The sequence below is a fragment of the Streptomyces pseudovenezuelae genome (assembly GCF_029892565.1).
Taxonomy (GTDB): domain Bacteria; phylum Actinomycetota; class Actinomycetes; order Streptomycetales; family Streptomycetaceae; genus Streptomyces; species Streptomyces pseudovenezuelae_A.
The window spans coordinates 132,986-146,728 of sequence record NZ_JARXVH010000022.1 but is presented as its reverse complement, the minus strand read 5'-3'; the positions used below and the strand labels follow the sequence as shown (position 1 = coordinate 146,728).

General features: G+C 69.9%; 13 protein-coding genes and 1 pseudogene. 11 read left to right on the top strand and 3 right to left on the bottom strand.

Going from position 1 to position 13,743, the window contains the following annotated elements:
* Positions 1-109: 109 nt before the first annotated feature.
* The 6 genes from M2283_RS43710 (at position 110) to M2283_RS43685 (ending at position 7,552) form a co-directional block, all read left to right on the top strand.
* Positions 110-859, top strand: a complete 750-nt coding sequence (locus tag M2283_RS43710; protein ID WP_280882161.1) for a transposase — start codon at positions 110-112, stop codon at positions 857-859.
* A gap of 552 nt (positions 860-1,411) precedes the next feature.
* A complete protein-coding gene (locus M2283_RS43705; RefSeq protein ID WP_280882160.1) occupies positions 1,412-2,443 on the top strand; it encodes an aminotransferase class I/II-fold pyridoxal phosphate-dependent enzyme in 1,032 nt (343 codons plus the stop codon).
* A 13-nt stretch (positions 2,444-2,456) separates the two neighbouring features.
* Positions 2,457-3,506, top strand: a complete 1,050-nt coding sequence (locus M2283_RS43700) for a polyprenyl synthetase family protein (protein WP_280882159.1) — start codon at positions 2,457-2,459, stop codon at positions 3,504-3,506.
* Positions 3,507-3,508: 2 nt separating this feature from the next.
* Positions 3,509-4,597: a UbiA family prenyltransferase gene (locus M2283_RS43695; protein WP_280882158.1), complete on the top strand. Its 1,089-nt coding sequence runs from the start codon at positions 3,509-3,511 to the stop codon at positions 4,595-4,597.
* Positions 4,594-6,297 carry a prenyltransferase/squalene oxidase repeat-containing protein gene (locus M2283_RS43690; protein WP_280882157.1) on the top strand — a complete coding sequence of 568 codons (1,704 nt, stop codon included), beginning with the start codon at positions 4,594-4,596 and terminating at the stop codon, positions 6,295-6,297. Before M2283_RS43695 ends, M2283_RS43690 begins: the two co-directional genes overlap by 4 nt.
* Positions 6,287-7,552: an FAD-dependent oxidoreductase gene (locus M2283_RS43685; protein ID WP_280882156.1), complete on the top strand. Its 1,266-nt coding sequence runs from the start codon at positions 6,287-6,289 to the stop codon at positions 7,550-7,552. Before M2283_RS43690 ends, M2283_RS43685 begins: the two co-directional genes overlap by 11 nt.
* A gap of 59 nt (positions 7,553-7,611) precedes the next feature.
* On the opposite strand, the gene M2283_RS43680 is transcribed toward M2283_RS43685, so the two are convergent.
* On the bottom strand, positions 7,612-8,652 hold the full coding sequence (locus M2283_RS43680; protein WP_280882155.1) for a methyltransferase: 1,041 nt from the start codon (positions 8,650-8,652) through the stop codon (positions 7,612-7,614).
* A 197-nt stretch (positions 8,653-8,849) separates the two neighbouring features.
* On the opposite strand from M2283_RS43680, the gene M2283_RS43675 reads away from it, so the two are divergent.
* A complete protein-coding gene (locus M2283_RS43675; RefSeq protein ID WP_266869005.1) occupies positions 8,850-9,710 on the top strand; it encodes a TauD/TfdA dioxygenase family protein in 861 nt (286 codons plus the stop codon).
* A gap of 166 nt (positions 9,711-9,876) precedes the next feature.
* Here the strand turns inward: M2283_RS43675 and M2283_RS43670 are convergent.
* Positions 9,877-10,125: pseudogene (locus M2283_RS43670) on the bottom strand (ISAs1 family transposase); the annotation flags it as partial.
* 69 nt (positions 10,126-10,194) lie between these two features.
* Between M2283_RS43670 and M2283_RS43665 the strand changes: the two are divergent.
* The 4 genes from M2283_RS43665 (at position 10,195) to mug (ending at position 12,965) form a co-directional block, all read left to right on the top strand.
* Positions 10,195-10,335: a hypothetical protein gene (locus M2283_RS43665; RefSeq protein ID WP_280882154.1), complete on the top strand. Its 141-nt coding sequence runs from the start codon at positions 10,195-10,197 to the stop codon at positions 10,333-10,335.
* 5 nt (positions 10,336-10,340) lie between these two features.
* On the top strand, positions 10,341-10,682 hold the full coding sequence (locus M2283_RS43660; protein WP_280882153.1) for a DUF4326 domain-containing protein: 342 nt from the start codon (positions 10,341-10,343) through the stop codon (positions 10,680-10,682).
* 295 nt (positions 10,683-10,977) lie between these two features.
* Positions 10,978-12,420, top strand: coding sequence for an adenylosuccinate lyase (gene purB / locus M2283_RS43655; protein WP_280882152.1), 1,443 nt, complete (start codon positions 10,978-10,980; stop codon positions 12,418-12,420).
* Entirely contained in the window at positions 12,417-12,965 is a 549-nt protein-coding gene (gene mug / locus M2283_RS43650) for a G/U mismatch-specific DNA glycosylase (RefSeq protein ID WP_280882166.1), read from the top strand. Before purB ends, mug begins: the two co-directional genes overlap by 4 nt.
* A 54-nt stretch (positions 12,966-13,019) precedes the next feature.
* On the opposite strand, the gene M2283_RS43645 is transcribed toward mug, so the two are convergent.
* Positions 13,020-13,742, bottom strand: coding sequence for an ABC transporter permease (locus tag M2283_RS43645; protein WP_280882151.1), 723 nt, complete (start codon positions 13,740-13,742; stop codon positions 13,020-13,022).
* Position 13,743: the final 1 nt, after the last annotated feature.

Sequence of the window (13,743 nt, the reverse complement as noted above, 5' to 3'; positions counted from 1 at the left end):
CCGCAGAGGGGCCTACACCCTCCTGCCCGGCGTGACAAAACCTCTACCGGAAAGCAAGTTGATCTGCGGAGGAAAGCCTTAACTTCGCGGCATTGGCACAGGAGCCGCGTTGGTTCCGTATTCTGCCGCACTCGACCTGCCCCATGCCCTGGTCGAGTGGGCCACGATGCTCATCGTCACCCGCGAGGGTGACCGCCGCTGCAAGCTCCCGCCACACCAACGTGCCCTCGTCGGCCTGGTGTACCTGCGCCAGCACGACACCCTTGCCCAACTCGCGGCCGGCTTCGGCATTTCCGTCGGCACCGCCCACGCCTACACGGCAGCCATCATCGACCTGCTCGCCGACCGCGCCCCCGGCCTGCTGCGCGCCCTGCGCGAGGCCGACCCGGACTACGTCCTGCTCGACGGCACGCTCGCGGAGTGCGACCGGGTCGGCGACAGCCGGGCCGACTTCTCCCACAAGCACCGACGCCACGGGGTGAACGTGCAGGTGGTGACCGACCCGGTCGGGCGGCTGCTGTGGATCTCGCCCGCGCTGCCCGGCCGCGCGCACGACCTCACCGCGGCCCGCACCCACCGGATCATCCGGATCTGTGAGCGCCAGGGCATCCCGGTCCTCGCCGACCGTGCCTATATGGGCGCCGGCCCATGGGTCACGACAGCCCTCAGACGCCCGCCTGGCCGTGACCTCACCCCCACCCAACAGACCGTCAACCGTGCGCTGTCTGCGGCACGGGCACCGGTCGAGCGCGGCATCGCACGACTGAAGTCATGGCGCATCTTCCGCAGATCCCGGTGCAGCCCGAATCGAATGACGTCAATCGCCGCCGCCGTCCTCACCCTGGAGCGGCAACGCTGAAAACGCTCAGTTACCGGGAGTGGTTTCCGTCGGGTCCCGCAACGGAGGCCAGACCCGCACACCCGGGACCTCCGTGGTGGCGCCGCCCCTCCGGCCGACCCGCTCACCACCCCTTTCACGCCCGCCCCCTCGCATCTCCCCTCCTTCCGCAGACCACCCGCCCCGGCCGCGCGTGCTCACGTCCGGGGCGGCGCCATGTCCTGGTGGCCGCAGCGCCTTTCCAGGACCACGCGAAACGGGCGACAGACCGCCAAACGCGGACACCAAGGCTACTAAATATGGTGTAGAACACTGTAAACCGCAACGGAATATCGTATCCAGTAAATATTCCTTGGGTTCGCATCAATGAAACCGCAGGAAATCTGGCTAATCAGCGTAAAGGGCATTCTCATTCCGGTACGCAAGCCGCAGTTCAACCTGCTGTGCGCGCGGTAGGGCGCTATTGACCAATGGATCCGGCGTCGAGGACAGTGAATTAGCGTCCCGACTGCACCAGCGAACCCACCTGCAGGCGGGGTGCCTTGGCGCACAATCGCAGAATGGAGCGTCGCCATGACACCGATACGTCATCAACTCGCCCTGAATGAAAATTTCTCGTTACATCTTCCAGGTGTACAAGAGGCCATCAGGGACTCGCTGAAGGACATCAACCTCACCTTGGACGCACTGTCGACCGGGTTGTCCACGGCTCTCGCTGAGCATCTGGATGTACCAGTCCGACATGTGTTCGTCAGCCCTGGTTCGGGTGCTCTGTTGTTGCAACTCCTCAATGCCTACGCCGGCAACGGCGCCGAGGTCGTGCACGCCTGGCCGTCCTTCGACATGTATCCGCTGCTCATTCGTAACGCGGGCGGCATCCCGGTCCCGGTGCCCCTCAAAGAATTCTCGCACGACCTGGACGCCATGGCCGCCGCCGTCACTCCGCAGACCCGGGTCGTCGTTTTGTGCAACCCCAACAATCCCACCGGGACCGTGCTGGGCGAGGCCGAGTTGAAGGAGTTCCTCGACCGGCTGCCCAGCGATGTACTCGTACTCGTTGACGAGGCGTATCTCGACTTCGCAGACCCGGACTCGATCGCCAACGCCATCGACCTCCACCAGGGCGACCCGCGCGTCTGCGCGGTGCGGACCTTCTCCAAGTCCTACGGCCTGCTCGGGATGCGCGTCGGCTACCTTGTCGCCGACCCGGCCGTCATCTCCGCGCTCGCGCCAACCTCGCCGTTCCTGCGGGTCAGCACCCCGGCGCAGGCCGCTGCGCTCGCGGCGCTCAAGGCCGAGACCCATATGCGGCGGCAGTGCGCCGAGGTCGGCCGCGAACGGGACCGGGTGCACCGGGCGCTGACGGAACTGGGCTACCGGGTACCGGGCAGTGAGGCCAACTTTCACTGGCTGCCGCTGGGCGAGGACAACGGCCGGTTCGTGGAGTTCTGCGCCGACAACGGCGTCTCGGTCCGTGAGATCGCGGGGGCGGGTGTACGAGTGACCGTGGGGACCCCGGAGGCCAATGACGCGGTGATCGAACTGGCCAGACGTTTCGCCGGTGGCGCGCCGCCCGGTGCGGCTCATCCGAGTGAGCGGCAGTAGCCGGATGGCAGCAATGAACGCCCGAACTGCCGATGCTCCCGCCGCCAACCCCACCAGCGCCCCGGCCGGCACCCTCCTTCACGAACTCAGTTCCTCACCCATTGCCGAATCGCTCCGCCGTGAACTGCTGAAACGTTGGCCGAGCACCCCCGACCGGGTGCGCGAGATCAGCCGTTACGCCCTGCTGGCGCCGGGCAAGACCCTGCGCCCGCTGCTGCTGGTCGCGTCGGCCGACGCGGTCGGCGGCAGCTACGACGGCGTCCTTCCGGCGGCGATGGCGGTGGAGTACCTGCATGTGGCCACGCTGATCCACGACGACGTGATCGATGACGACGAGCTCCGCCGGGGCCAGCGCTCGGTGCACGCCCACTACGGGATGGCCGACGCGATCGTCACCGGTGACTTCCTGATCCTGACGATGTTCACCTCACTGGCCGAGTGCGTCGAGCGCGGGGTTCCCGCGGCGGCCGTACTGGAAGCGGTCCGCGTCCTGGCCGAGGCCGGGGCGGATGTGTGCCGGGGCCAGACGAAGGAAGCCGAGCTGACGAGCGACCCCTCGTCCCCCATCGCCGACTACGAGACGGTGATCTCGCTCAAGACCGGCGCGCTGTTCCGGGGAGTGTGCCGCGCCGGGGCGATCCTGGGCGGGGCCGGCCCGGACCATACCGAGGCGGTCACCCGGTTCGCCGAACACCTCGGCCTGGCCTTCCAGATGTACGACGACCTGCTGCCCTACCTGTGGGAACCCGGGACCACTGGCAAGCCGAACACCAGCGACGCCGGCAACCTACGGCCCACCTTCCCCGTGCTGTTGGGCTACGAGAGCGCCGGGAGAGGGGACCGCGAACGGTTCACCGAGGCCCTCAGCGGCCGGATACCGGCGGCGGAGGCCTACGAGCGGTTGCGCGAGTTACTGGAGTCCACCGGGGCACTGCACCGGGCGCGCGCGCGGGCCGAGACCGAAGCCGCTCTGGCCAGGGAGCAGCTGGCGGGTTTGCCCAGTTCCGAAGGCGTCGGCCTGCTCGCGGCCGTAGCCGAGTTGTCGATCAACCGGGACCGGTAGCCGTGGCCGGAAACGGGACCGGACACGCCACACGGGGCACGGACGGATGGTGGCGGCGCAGCGTCCAGGCGCATGTGCAGACCTGGCGCCCGTACACCCTTGCCCACCCCGCCCTCGTCGGCGTGGCGGGTGCGTGCACGGCGGGCGGTGCGGACCGGCCGGGTACGCTCGCGCTGGCCGCCGGGGCGCCGGGGCTGGGCTGGCTGGCCGGCCACTACCTCGGCGACTACTTCGACCGGCACCTCGACGCGATCGCGAAACCACAGCGCCCGATCCCCTCCGGCCGGCTGCTACCCGAGGCCGCGCTGGCAGGCGGTGTCATCTGCGCGGCGGGCTCGGCACTGATCCTCGCGGCGGCGAACTGGCGGACGTTGCTGCTGTTCGCCCTCGCGATGACCGGAATCGTCGTATACAGCAGGATCTGCAAGGGACGCGGCATCTCCGGCAACCTCGTACGCGGGGCGCTCACCGCCTTGGCATTCGTGGTCGGCGCGATGCTCGCGCAACCCGATCCGCCGTGGCGGGTGTTCGTGCCCGCGCTGATGTTCCTGCTGCACGACACCTCCTCGAACCTCGTCGGCACCATCCGCGACGTGGACGGCGACCGCGTCTGCGGTTACTTGTCGGTGCCGGTCCGCCACGGGGTGGACGTGGCCGCGCGGTTTGCACTGGCGCTGTACGCAGGCGCGATCGCGGTTGGCACGGTCAGCGCCGTGCTCATGCCGATGGCGCACCGGTCCGGCTATACCGTCCTGCTCGTCGTGGCGGCGGGCACCGGCGTGGCGGCTTTCGTTCCGTTACTCCGGCGGACGCGGTCGGTGACCCGGTCTGTGACGGGGGTGGCGGCTCCGACGGAGACGCAGGCGGTGGCATTGCGGGCGCACAAGGTCCTGGTCGTCGAACGCCTGGTACTGGCCGCCGCCGTCATCGCCGCCGGAACGGGGGCCCGGACCGTACTCGGGCTGCTGGCACCGGTACTGATGTTCAGCGTCGTCACCCAGCGAGCGATGCGTTCCCGGCACGAACTCCCGCCGCCCTCCCCCGTAAAGCCAGGAACGCCTGGAACGCAGAGAAAGGCATACCAGCCATGACCTCGCTGAAGATCGACATCAGTCACGTCACCTCGGCCATCGCCTCCGGCGCGGAGGCCATGTTCTCCGTCCAGCGCACCGACGGGGTCTTCGACTACGGCGCGGGAACCCTCACCTCGACGCTCAGCACCGTCGGCGCCGTCTCCGCCCTGCACTTCGCAGACCCGGAAGCCTCGGCCGACCTGATCGCGCTCGGCGTGGACTGGCTGAGCCGGACACAACTGCCCGACGGCGGGTGGAGCATGGTGCCAGGCGGCGAATCCGAAGCCGGTCCTACGGCAGTGGCAGCCGCGACCCTGTACCTGGTCGCCCCCTCGGGCACCGAGGCGGCGGTGCGCTCGGGCCGTGAGTGGATGGCGGCCCACGGCGGGCTGGAAGCGATCCCGCACCCGGAGGTGACCGCCTGGTGCCGGCAGTTCTACGGCTATGCGGGATGGCTGGACCCGCAGGACATGCGGCGCTTCCCTCTCGAACTGGCGCTGTTACCCGGGCTGTTCCGGCGGCTGTTCGACCTGCGCAGCCCGATGGTCGCCGCCCTGGCCCTGGCCCAGACCCGGTACCGCCGCACCAATCCGGTACTGCGGCTGCTCGCCGCCGCCGGGGCACCCAACGCGCTGTCCGTCATCCGCCAGGTGTACGAACACGAGGGCAGCACCGGCGGCTGGTGCGAGGACGCCTGGGTGACCGGGCTGATCTGCGCGGGCCTGGCACGGGCCGACCTGGCCCCCGACATGGTCGCCGGGGCCGTGAAGTGGTTCCGCGACATGGCCAACCCCGACGGCTCGTGGAACAGCGGCACCCTGGACCTGACCTGGTCGATGTACGCGACCGGCGGGCTGCTGGAAGCCGGGTACGCAGCCGACGAACGCCTCCGGTCGACCCGGCAGCTGTTCCTGCGGGATCAGCAGGACCAGCCCTTCACAGCCTTTGGATGCCCGGCCGGGTTCTGGGGCTGGTCCGGGTCGCGCGGATGGCCCGCCTCGATGGAGACCGCCGAGATCGTCTCCGCGCTGACCGCCCTGCCCGACGAGGACGGACACGCCGGCTCCAGTATCCAGCGCGGGATCGCCTGGCTGACCACCCAACAGGACACCCGCGGCTCCTGGGGCCTGTGCGTACGCAACACCAAGGTCGCCAACAGCGGCCCCTGCCCGCACATGACCGCGCAGTCCGTCGACGCTCTGCTGGACGCCGGAGCTCTCCCGGACGATCCCCGTGTCCTGCGAGCGGTCAAGTGGCTGCACACCGCGCAACGGCCCGACGGAACCTTCGAGTCCGTCTGGTACCGCATGCACACCGCCGGCACCTCCGCCGTAGTGCGGACGCTCGTCAAGGCGGCGCAAGGCGGGCACCCCACCGTCGCCAAGGCTCGGCAGTGGCTGATGGACACCCAGCTCGCGGACGGCTCCTGGAGTACCGGGGACGGCACCACGCCCGGGACCGTCGAGGAGACCGCGTGGGCCGTCGACGCACTGCTCTCCTCTGCGGTGCCCGCCGCCGATCCGGCCGTCGACCGAGGTGTCCAGTGGCTGCTGGCCGTCCGGCGCGCGGACGGTTCCTGGCCCGAGGCAAGGGTGAACGAGTACGTCCGCCACGTCTGCCGCTACCCCAACGGTGGTCTCGCAGGCGGTCTCGCACTGCGCGCTCTCGCCCGCTACCGCAGCGCCGTCGAGGAAGGACAACACACGCATGCGTACTGACGTTGTCGTGTGCGGGGCAGGCGTGGGCGGCCTCGCGGCAGCTCACGCGCTGGGCTCGCTGGGCCTGCGCGTCCTGTTGGTGGACAAGCAGGCCGAGCCCACCACAGCCGCCAAGGGTGAGGTCCTGCAGCCCGGAGCGTTGAAGATCCTCAGCGAATGGGGCGTCACCCGACGCCTCCAGGAGCGTGGCGCGTTACGGCTGTCCCACCTGGTCGCCCGCGATCCCGAGGGGCGTCCGCAGATGTCCCTGGAGTACGACCGGCTGCCGGGCGAGGCCAACTGGCTGCTCGCCCACGACTACCCGGCGATCCTGGCCGCGCTGGCCGACGGTCTTGCCCCCACCGTCGACTTCCGACGGGGCGTGCTCGTACGCGGCCCGCTGCGCGACGGCACGGGGCGGATCTGCGGCGTAACGCTCAGCGAGGGCGGCCCGGACCACGACGTCCACGCCGCGCTGATCGTCGCGGCCGACGGGATCTCCTCCCGGCTGCGGCGCGAGGCCGGGATCGAGGTCCACCGGCAGGAGTACCCCCATCGACTCGTCGCCTTCGACATCCACGACGCCCCTCCGACCGAGCCCGACTTCTCCGCCTACGTCAGCGGTCGCGGCCTGCGGCTGCGCTACCCGTTGCCCGGCGGCAGGGTACGCCTCTACGTACAGACCGCACCGGACGAGCTGCGCGGCCTCGACAAGAACGGGCTGCTGCGCTGGACGGATCGGCTGCTCTCCGAAGTACCAGGGCTGGCGCCCCTCGGCGACGCGTTGCCGGCTGCCCTGGACAGCCGCCAAGCGCTGCCCGTCTCTCGCTTCCTCGCGCCCCGCCTCGCCGCACCCGGCTTGGCGTTGGTGGGAGAGTCCGGGCATACCGTGCACCCGATGGCGGCCCAGGGTATGAACAGCTCGGTCTGCGACGCGCACTGCCTGGCCGGGGTGATCGGCGCGCTCTCCGGTGACCTCACCCCGTCCGGGGTGGACACCGCGCTACGGGCCTACGAGTCCGAGCGCCTGCCCAACCTCGCCCACACCGGCCGGACCAGCCACAACGCGGCGCGGATGATCACCGACCTGTCGTGGGCGGGCCGTACACTCGGCCGACGCGCCATGCGGCACACCGGAGCGAACTCCCGGCTGCGCTACACCGTCATGCACAACATGGCCGGCCTGGGCATCCACGAGCTCTCGCTGCTGGACCGCCTGCACCAGGTCGGGCTCCTCCCCGACCCTCGCGCCCGGCAGTTGCCGGCTTGGGCGTGAGGGCCGCCCCGCCGACCCCCATCCCGGCCGGCTCCCGTCCTACTGGATCCTGTCCCGCTTCACCGGGCCGCGGCGCACTCGACGACCACCAGACCGCCGGGCCAGCTTCGCGAACGGGCCACCCTCAGCCCGGCCGCCCCGGCCAGTACCTCGAAGTCCTGCACGGTGCGCTCCTGGCCGCCGAGCAGAACCAGGGACTGCAGGTCGAAGGAGGCATTGCGCTTGGCATGGTCATCCCCGGCGAGCACCTCCACGATCAGGACACGGCCGTCCGCCCCGGCGGCCTCGGCGCAACGTCGCAGGATCAGCTTTGCGTTCTCGTCGTTCCAGTCGGTCAGCACCCGCGAGACTACGTACACATCGCGGCCCGCCGGCAGCGGGTCGAAAAAGCTGCCGGGCACGAACTGCGCCCGGTCGGCCACCCCGGCCCGGCCCAGCGCTTCCTCGGCCTCGGGGGCGACCGGCGGCAGGTCCAGGACCTCGCCCTGCAGGTGAGCGTTGACCCGTACGACTTCCGCGAGCAGCGCGCCGATCCCGCCGCCGACGTCGATCACGGTGCGCACCCCGGACCAGTCGAACTCGGTTGCCAGCACCGGCCCGGTCTGCCAGGCGAAGGCCGCCATCACACCGCAGAAGAAGCCACGCAGGTCCGAATCCTGCTCGTATTCCTGCCAGAACGGCGTGCCGTGCACCGTGCCGTAGGCGGACTCACCGGTACGTATGGAATGCAGCATCCCGGTGAAGGCCAAGTCCATCCTCGTGCCGGGGCTCTCCAGGTTCAGCCAGCCCCGGTACCAGGTGCTGTCCTCGCTGAGCAGTTGCCGGGACAGTCCGGTCAGCCCGTACGTCCCGGGGGTGGTCTCGGCGAACAGCCCGACACCGACGAGGTGACGCATCAGGCGGCCCAACGACTCCTGGTGCGCCCCGGACGCCTCGGCGAGCCCGTCGAGTCCGGTGGTGCCCTTGGCGACCAGTTCCGGCAGGCGCAGGGTCACCGCGGTGCGCACGGCGAACGGGGTTGCCAGGTCTATGAGCCGGGTCAGCTCGGCAGCAGCCGTGGCAGCGGTGGCGGCAGTGGGCTCGGCAGACTGAGATTCCATACGTGTTCACTCCCTGTCGACGTCGGCTGTGACGGGCGCTCGCCACCGGATGAAGAATATTCCGGAAAACGCGAGCGCGATTGAAAGAATATATCAATCGACACCGAAAAGGCAATTGATTCGCAATTGCCCAATCGGAATTCAAACGCGCCCTAAAAAATATTCTCGGGCATCAGAAAAAGGAAGGTCCACGAGTAATGGCTACCATCAGTCATGGCATCGCGTTCGACGTAAGCCCGGTCTCAGGGGCACTCGGCGCCGAGGTCCGAGGCGTCGATTTCGAAGAACTCACCGACGAAGATTTTGAACGACTGCACGCACTCCTGCTGCAATACCTGGTGCTGTTCTTCCCCGAGGCGGCCGGCCTGAGTCCGCAGGCACACAAGGCATTCGGGAGCCGCTTCGGGGATCTGGAGATCCACCCCTTCCTGCCCAAGCTGGACGAGCACCCGGAGATCGTGGTACTCGACTCCGACCAGGGCGCGAAAGCCGACGTATGGCACACCGACGTCACCTTCAGCCCGAGCCCGCCCATCGCCTCGATCCTCCAGATCGTGCGGTGCCCGCCCAGCGGCGGCGACACGATGTGGAGCAACCAGTACCTGGCCTACGAGGCGATCTCGGTGCCGCTCCGCGACCTGCTGGACGGGCTGACCGCACTGCACCTTTTCGCTCACCCCAACGGTTCCTTCCGCAGCGAGGCCGAGCACCCCGTGGTGCGCGAGCACCCGGGCACCGGCCGGCGCTCGCTCTACGTGAACCGCATGTTCACCACCCGCATCCCCCAACTCGGCAAGGACGAGAGCGACATGCTGCTCAACCATCTGTTCACTCTCTCCGAACGCCCCGAACGGACGTGCCGCTACCGATGGGTGCCCGGCGCGATCGCCCTCTGGGACAACCGGGCCACTCAGCACTTCGCGGTCAACGACTACACCGAGCGCCGCGTGGGCCAACGAGTCACGATCCTGGGCGACAAGCCGCAGGGCAATGAGCCCCGCTGGGGCCACCACACCGGAACGGAGAGCGCCGCGGCCGTGGCTCGCGCCAAGCGCTGATCGCCGGGTCCCGTCCCTGACCGTGAAGATCGCGCGTGCGAGCAACCCGGGCGGCACCGTCAGCGGACCACTGCCGGGCCGCCACCCCGGAGCCGAAAGCACCATCAACGAGTTCACCCACGGACCAGGGCCCCGGCGCGTATCCCGGTTGTCCGGTTCGTGGTGATCATGTGATGCCGTAGAGCGCGAGGACGCGGTCGCGGTCGGTGTGGGAGCGTCGGGCGGCGGCGATGTTGGCGTGGCCGGCCAGTTTGAGGGCACCTCGGACGAGGTTGCGCAGGTCGGCCAGGACGGCGGGGGTGTTGTGGGTTCTGACCTGGGATTTGTCCTCCTTGAAGGTGACGTCCCGGTACCAGTGGACAGTATTTTGCACGGTCCAGTGCCCGCGAGCCCAGGCGGCGATCTCGGCGGCGGTACGCGGTCTCGTTCTCGCCGTCGTTCCGCCGGTACTGCGGGTCGGCGGTCGCGAGGTGTGCGAACACATGTGGTCCAGGACGCTCAGCGGCCGGTGGCGGGTGACCGAGCCCTTGCCGCCCGTGCCTCCGGCGACGGCCTCGTCGCCAAGCGCCCCGAACTGCTGCCCTACAAGGACTCCGAGGACGTCTACAAGGACTCGGCGCCCTGACCACCATGGTCACGCGGGTGATCAACGTCAGGGGGCGGATCCACGACTTCGGCCCCCGTCTCGAGTTCGCCCCCGAGGACGTCGTCTACGTAGGCCGCCGCTGGACGATGGGCGGCTGGGACCTCCCCCGCCACCCCCTCTACAACCCCTTCGCCTACGACACCCCGGCCAAGAAGCGGGACGGGACGCGGGCGGAGGTCATGGCGATGTACCGGGCGTATCTGCTGGAGCGGCCCGAACTGCTGGACCTGGTGGCGGAGTTGCGCGGCAGGACGCTGGCCTGCTGGTGCGCGCCCGAGCTGTGTCATGGGGACGTGTTGGCGGAGTTGGCCGACATGGAGGAGTGACGGGCCTCCCTCGGCAGACGTCGATCGGCTCATCGGCCCCCATGCCTGTAAGGGTGGTTTCAGATCAATAGCGCCGACATCTTTCGATTCGCGAGGTTGGGGCGTACGGTCTGTCTTCCCCGCGAAGGGAGCCCGCCGCTTCACTCCCCCGGGAGCGGCGGGCCTGCGGGGCCAAGGCCGTGTGCTGCGCTGTGAGACCCACCGGCGAGCGCAGGTCGGAGTGCACCCGACCTGCGCTCTCCGGACTGTACGGGCGGTCCGGCGCCCCTCTGGGCGCCGGGTAAACTCCGTCCACGTGACTTCCGCTCCCGCCAAGCCCCGCATCCCGAACGTCCTCGCCGGACGCTACGCCTCCGCCGAGCTCGCCACGCTCTGGTCGCCCGAGCAGAAGGTGAAGTTGGAGCGGCAGCTCTGGCTCGCCGTGCTGCGGGCGCAGAAGGACCTCGGGATCAAGGTGCCGGACACGGCGATCGCCGACTACGAGCGGGTCCTGGACACCGTCGACCTGGCGTCCATCGCGGAGCGCGAGAAGGTCACGCGGCACGACGTGAAGGCGCGGATCGAGGAGTTCAACGACCTCGCCGGGCACGAGCAGGTGCACAAGGGCATGACCTCGCGCGACCTCACGGAGAACGTGGAGCAGCTGCAGATCCGGCTCTCGCTGGAGCTGGTGCGGAACCGCACGGTGGCGGTGCTGGCGCGTCTGGGCAAGCTTGCGGGCGAGTACGGCGAGCTGGTCATGGCCGGCCGCTCGCACAACGTGGCCGCGCAGGCCACGACCCTGGGCAAGCGTTTCGCGACGGCGGCCGACGAGCTGCTGGTGGCGCACGCGCGCGTGGAGGAGCTGCTCGGCCGTTACCCGCTGCGCGGCATCAAGGGCCCGGTCGGCACCGCCCAGGACATGCTGGACCTGCTGGGCGGGGACGCCGCGAAGCTGGCCGAGCTGGAGGACCGGATCGCCGGGCACCTGGGCTTCTCGCAGGCGTTCACCTCGGTCGGCCAGGTGTATCCGCGGTCGCTGGACTACGAGGTGGTGACCTCGCTGGTGCAGCTCGCGGCGGCGCCGTCCTCACTGGCCAAGACGATCCGTCTGATGGCGGGGCACGAGCTGGTGACGGAGGGCTTCAAGCCCGGCCAGGTCGGTTCCTCCGCGATGCCGCACAAGATGAACACGCGGTCCTGCGAGCGTGTCAACGGCCTGATGGTGATCCTGCGCGGCTACGCCTCGATGACCGGCGAGCTGGCGGGCGACCAGTGGAACGAGGGCGACGTGTCCTGCTCGGTGGTGCGCCGGGTGGCCCTGCCCGACGCGTTCTTCGCGCTGGACGGCCTGCTGGAGACGTTCCTGACGGTCCTTGACGAGTTCGGTGCCTTCCCGGCCGTCGTGGCCCGCGAGCTGGACCGCTACCTGCCGTTCCTCGCCACCACCAAGGTGCTGATGGCCTCGGTGCGGGCCGGCGTCGGCCGTGAGGTCGCGCACGAGGCCATCAAGGAGAACGCGGTGGCATCCGCGCTCGCCATGCGCGAGCAGGGCGCCGAGCGCAACGAACTGCTCGACAAGCTGGCCGCCGACGAGCGGATCCCGCTCGACCGCGCCCAGTTGGACGCCCTGATGGCCGACAAGCTGTCCTTCACCGGTGCCGCCGCCGCCCAGGTCGCGACCGTCGTGGGCCGTGTCGAGGAACTCGTGAAGCAGCACCCCGAGGCCGCGGGTTACACGCCGGGGGCGATCCTCTGACCCGCTTCACCCAGCAGGAGTTGGAGGCCGCCCGCGACCGCCTCGTCCCCGACGTGGCCGCGGCCGGCCTCCGCGTCCTGTTCTGCGGCATCAACCCCGGCCTCATGACGGCCGCGACGGGCCACCACTTCGCCCGCCCCGGCAACCGCTTCTGGCCGGTCCTCCACCTGTCCGGCTTCACCCCGAGGCTCATGAAGCCCGCGGAACAAGGGGAGTTGCTGTCGTACGGGCTCGGCATCACGAACGTCGTGGCGCGAGCGTCGGCCCGCGCCGACGAGCTGAGCGCGGAGGAGTACCGCGAGGGCGGGCGCCTGCTGGCGGAGCGGATCACCCTGCTGCGCCCGCGCTGGCTGGCCGTCCTGGGCGTCACCGCGTACCGCGCCGCCTTCGACGACCGCAAGGCCCAAGTGGGGCCGCAGGAGCGGACGTTCGGGGAGACGCGGGTGTGGGTGCTGCCGAATCCGAGCGGGCTGAACGCGCATTGGACGGCGGCGACGATGGCGGAGGAGTTCGGGCGGTTGCGGGTGGCGGCGGAGGGCTCCTAGCGGCTCCCGACCGCAAGGTGGCCCGATAGCGAGGTGGGACGGATCCGCCGGGCGTCAGGCGTCCCGGCGTCGCACGCTCCACGCGCCCGCGCACAGGGCGGTGAGCGTCCACAGCGCCGTCACCGCGAGGCCCGTCCAGGGGCCCAGCGCGCCGTCCCAGCTCTCGTGGAACACTACCTGGCCCGCCTTGTCCGGCAGGACGTCCGCCGCGGAGCCGGACACGTCTCCGACGACGAAGGAGACGATGAGCAGGAACGGGATGAGGATGCCGAGCGTGGCGGCGCCGCTGCGCAGTACGGCGGTGAGTCCGGCCGCGAGCAGTGCCATCAGCGTCAGATAGACGGCGCAGCCGACGACCCCGCGCCACTGCTCGACCGGCGTGAGCGTGTCCGCCTTCGCTCCGAGTACTGACTTGCCGACGACCAGGCTCGCAGCTCCGGCCGCCAGCCCGACGACCAGTACCGGCGTGGCGATCGCCGCCGTCTTGGCCGCGAACCACCGCCCGCGCAGCGGCACCGCGGCGAGCGAGCCGCGCAGGGCGGCGCCCCGGAACTCCGCCGACATGGCGGTCGCGCCGAAGGCGATGGCGGCGATCTGCCCGAAGACGACCCCGAGGAAGACCGAGTACAGCGGGTCGAAGTCGGAACTGTCGCTGTCGCTGCCGCCGAGCGCGGTGAACGCGACGGTGGCGAGAAGGACCGCGCCCAGGGCGCACAGGAGCGACCGCAGCGTGCGGATCTTGCTCCACTCCGAGTGGAGCACGGCGGTGAACGGCATG